The 4,211-nt window shown below is 70.6% G+C and carries 3 protein-coding genes and 2 pseudogenes; all 5 read right to left on the minus strand.

Annotation, left to right across the window (positions count from 1 at the left end; translation table 11 throughout):
• Positions 1 to 277, minus strand: a pseudogene (locus A5702_RS13595) (GTP pyrophosphokinase); the annotation flags it as partial.
• 166 nt (positions 278 to 443) lie between these two features.
• A complete protein-coding gene (locus tag A5702_RS13600) occupies positions 444 to 986 on the minus strand; it encodes an adenine phosphoribosyltransferase (protein WP_197281128.1) in 543 nt (180 codons plus the stop codon).
• A complete protein-coding gene (locus A5702_RS13605) occupies positions 983 to 2,632 on the minus strand; it encodes an ABC transporter substrate-binding protein (RefSeq protein ID WP_068221345.1) in 1,650 nt (549 codons plus the stop codon). Before A5702_RS13605 ends, A5702_RS13600 begins: the two co-directional genes overlap by 4 nt.
• Before the next feature lie 5 nt (positions 2,633 to 2,637).
• A complete protein-coding gene (gene secF, locus A5702_RS13610; protein WP_068221348.1) occupies positions 2,638 to 3,900 on the minus strand; it encodes a protein translocase subunit SecF in 1,263 nt (420 codons plus the stop codon).
• Between the two features lie 3 nt (positions 3,901 to 3,903).
• A pseudogene (locus A5702_RS13615) lies at positions 3,904 to 4,211 on the minus strand (protein translocase subunit SecD); the annotation flags it as partial.

Here is a 4,211-nt window from a genome sequence, read left to right on the forward strand (position 1 = left end):
CGCGCTGCAGCAACGACACGTTCGCCTTGGGATAGATCTCCCGGTGCACCGCCACCAGCGGCTCGAGCACGGGGTTGAGCGTGGTGCGCTGGGAGGTCATCCGGCGGGCCAGCCGGGCCCGGACCCGGCGCGACGCGCTGCTAGTCGTTTTCAGCGTCTCGGTCGGCTGCTCCGGCGGCTCGGCGGCCTGCGCGGTGACCGGCTCCCCGACCAGCAGGGCCTCACCGACGTCCGTGGGCGCGTCAAGCGCCTGCGCCGCGCCTTTCTCGTCCGCCACGATGGTCACCTCCGACTTCGAGGATATCGCCAAAGTCTCATCCCCCGGCCGCCTTGAGTGTGCGCTCAGGGCTTCGGGTGTGTGGCCAGGGCGACGAAACGGCGAGATCCGCGCCCTGGGCGCCACACTCGACGCCGCCAGTTCACCCTCAAGCGATCGGCCTGCGCTAGAGCCGGCTCAGGCTGTGCACCGGGAACTCCGCCAGCGCCTCGCGGCCGCCGAGCGCGGTCAGCTCGAGGATCACCGCCGCCGCGATCACCGTCGCCCCGGTCCGTTCCAGCAGCCGCGCCGCCGCCGCGAGGCTGCCCCCGGTGGCCAGCACGTCGTCGATGATCACCACCCGACGCCCGCGCAGCCGGATGCCGTCGGCGGGGATCTCCAGGGTGGCGCTGCCGTACTCCAGGTCGTAGTGCTCGGCGTGCACCGGCGGCGGCAGCTTGCCGCCCTTGCGGATCGCCAGCACGCCGGTGCGCAGCCGGTCGGCGACCGCGGCCGCGGCCAGGAAGCCGCGCGCGTCGATCCCGGCCACCAGGTCGGCGCCCGACGCGATCTCGGCCAGCGCGTCGGTGATCGCCGCGAACCCCTCGGGGTCGGCGAACACCGGGGTCAGATCCCTGAATTGGACACCCGGCTTGGGAAAGTTGGACACCTCGCGCAGCAGCGCGGCGATGACGCTGGCCACCGGCGCGCTGCCGCCGGCGCGCGTCACTGGACCAGCGCCCATCGGTCCATGTTCCAGCCCGCGCCCCAGCGAGTCGGGTTCTTGGTCACCGCGTACATCTTCTTCGACATCAACAGCGTGCGTTGCTGCCGGTAGAGGGGCAGGGTCGGCATGTCGCCCCACAGTACCGGCGCCGCTTCGCCCAGCAGCCGAGCGCGCTCGGCGGGGTCGGCCGAGACGGCCAGCGCCCCGATCGCGCTGTCGACCTGCGGGTTGGCATACCCGGACAGGTTGTTGCCGTTGCCGCTGTGCAGGTCGTAGGCGTCCATCGCCGACGAGCCCGTCGACCCGCTGCCGGCGGCCCCGCCCGTGCTGGCCAGCAGCACGTCGATCTTGCCGTCCTTGAGGGCCTGCGGCCCCGAGGTGTCCAGGGCGACGTTGGCGACGGTGATGCCGGCCGCGGCGCAGGCCTTGGTGATCACCCCGACGTTCACCGCGAGCCGCGCGTTGGGCCCCTGGTAGCCGATCCGCACCGTCGTCGGCGTGCCACCAAGTGCGTCGCGGGCGGCGCCGGGGTCGGCCTTGGCGAACTGGCCGGCCTCGGCGGCGCCGTCGGCGGCGGCGACGGGGTCGTCGGCGGCCGGGTTCAGGCGGGAATTGGCGATCGGCACCCCGGCGTCGCGCGCGAGCGTGTCGCGCGGGGTGCACAACGCGAGCGCGCGGCGGGCCTTGGGCTGCGACAGCGGCCCCTGCGGCGCGAAGATCAGCTGCTCGATGCCGGCCGACGGCGAATCGGAGCGGCCGTAGTTGTCCGGCGTGGTCAGCGTTCCCGACGAGCCCGCGGCCACGTCGACCACGTCGACGCTGCGGTTGTTGACCCGGTCCTGAATGTCGGGGCCCTGGGGCCAGACGGTGATGCGCTTGGTGATCGCCTTGGGGCCCCACCACCGGTCGTTGGCGACGAGCACCACCGCGCCGCCGTCCAGGACGCGTTCGATCTTGTACGGACCCGACGACGGGAAACGCTTGAGATCGATGCCGGGTTTGAGGTCCCAGATGGTGTTCCACACCTTGGCGATCTGCTGCACCAGCTGGGTGTTGTTGCTCAGCAGCGCCGCCGTCACGTCGACGTGCAGCTGGTCGGCGATGACGTGCGACGGCATCAGCGACGTGGCGGTGAACAGCTGGTTGTAGTCGACGATGCCGCGGTCCGGGACGAAGGACACCCTGGCCTTCTTCTGGCCGGGCATGCACTCGACGTTGGCGATGTCGAGGTAGCCGGCCTGGGTGGCGGCGTTGAAGTCGGGATACCGGCCGGACTGCGCGGCCCAGGCCAGCACCAGGTCGTCGCAGGTCACCGGCTTGCCGTCGGAATACACGGCGTTGTCGGCGATCTGGTAGTCGAGCACCAGCGGCGAACCGCCCACTACCGAGACGGTGCCGAAGTCGCGGTCGGCGACGGTCTGCCCGTCCGGGCCGTGGTAGCTGAAGCCGGCGAGCGTGCGCGCGAACGCCTGCGCCCCGGCCGACGCGGCGCCGACGACGGTGTTGGTGTTGTAGGTGACCAGCGGCCCGTCCACCACGTAGTCGATTTGGGACGCGGCGCTGCCCGAGCACGCGGCCAGCGTGACGGCCGCGACGAGCATTGCGGCCAAACCGATAGCGCCCCCGACGAGGCGATACCTGGTCGCCATGGCGACTACCGCCGGCCGGCGTTTCGCTTGCCGCTCGGACGCCGGGTTCCGGTCGGCCGCACCGGGCGCGCGCCGGGCGCCGGCTTGCTCGGTGCGGGCTTGTCGGATGATGCGAGCTCGGCCGCGGTGGCCTCCGGCTCCGAATCCTCGGTGACCTTGGCCTCGACGGGCTCGGCCCCCGCGGAGCGGCGACGCTTGACGCGGCGGGTGTGCGTGCGCACCAGTTCGGTGCGCTCGCGCATGGTGACCAGCAGCGGCGTGGCGAAGAAGATCGACGAGTAGGTGCCGATCATGATGCCGATCAGCTGCACCAGCGCCAGGTCCTTCAGGGTGCCGACGCCCAGCAGCCAGACCGCGACCACCATTAGCGCCAGCACCGGCAACACCCCGATCAGGCTGGTGTTGATCGAGCGCATGAACGTCTGGTTGATCGCCAGGTTGGCCTGTTCGGCGAACGTGCGCCGGGTGGTGTGCTGGAAGCCGTGGGTGTTCTCCTCGACCTTGTCGAACACGATGACGGTGTCGTAGAGCGAGAAACCGAGGATGGTCAGCAGCCCGATGACGGTGGCCGGGGTGACCTCGAAGCCCACCAGCGAGTACACGCCCGCGGTGACGGTCAGGTCGAAGAACATCGCCGCGATCGCGGCGGCCGTCATGTAGCGCTCGTAGCGCACCGTGATGTACAGCGCGACCAGCGCCAGGAACACCACCAGCGCGATCAGCGCCTTCTTGGTGATCTGGTCACCCCAGGTTTCCGACACCGCCGAATCGCTGATGGCCTGCTTGCTCGGCTTGCCGTCGGCGCCCTTGGGCCCGAACGCGTCGAACAGGGCGTTGCGCAGCTTGGACGTCTGATCGTTGGACAGCGTCTCCGAGCGGATCTGCACCGTCGCCGAGGCCCCGTTGCCGACGATCACCACCGATTCCGGGTCGCGGCCGATGGTCTTCCGGAAGACGTCGGACACCGCGGCGGTGGTGACCGTGCCCGACCCGCCGTTCGCGGGCATCGACACGGTGGTCCCGCCGTTGAAGTCGATCCCGAAGGTGAAGCCCCGCAGGACGATGCTGAGCACGGCGATGGCGACGATCGCGCCGCTGATGCCGAACCACAGCCGGCGGCGTCCGACCACTTCGAAGGCGCCGGTGCCGGTGTAGAGCCGCGAGATGAAGCTGTGCCGCGGCTGGCCGGCGCCGTCGTCGGCCGGCTCCTCGACGCCCGAGGCCTCGGTGATTTCGGCGGCGTCCTTGGATGCCTTGGAGGCACTCATGGGTTATCCCCGTCCCGTCTTCACTTGCGACGAAGCCCGGCGTTCGCGGGCGACCTGCTGAACGGCTCCGAGGCCGTTGTACGCGGGCTTTGCCAGCGTCGGCGACTTGGAGGCCAGGTACACCAGCGGCCAGGTCACCAGGAACACCACGACCAGGTCAAGGATGGTGGTGAGGCCCAACGTGAAGGCGAAGCCCTTCACCTGGCCGATCGCCAGGAAGTACAGCACCGCGGCGGCCAGGAAGGTGACGGCGTTGCCCGACACGATCGTCTTGCGCGCCCGCACCCAACCGCGCGGAACCGCCGACCGGA

Source organism: Mycobacterium sp. E3339 (genome assembly GCF_001666915.1).
In the GTDB taxonomy this organism is placed as follows: Bacteria; Actinomycetota; Actinomycetes; order Mycobacteriales; family Mycobacteriaceae; genus Mycobacterium.

Coding starts and splice junctions, on each gene's coding strand:
- A5702_RS13605 (WP_068221345.1), bottom strand. CDS start 2,632: ATGGCGACCAGGTATCGCCTCGTCGGGGGCGCTATCGGTTTGGCCGCA.
- secF (WP_068221348.1), bottom strand. CDS start 3,900: ATGAGTGCCTCCAAGGCATCCAAGGACGCCGCCGAAATCACCGAGGCC.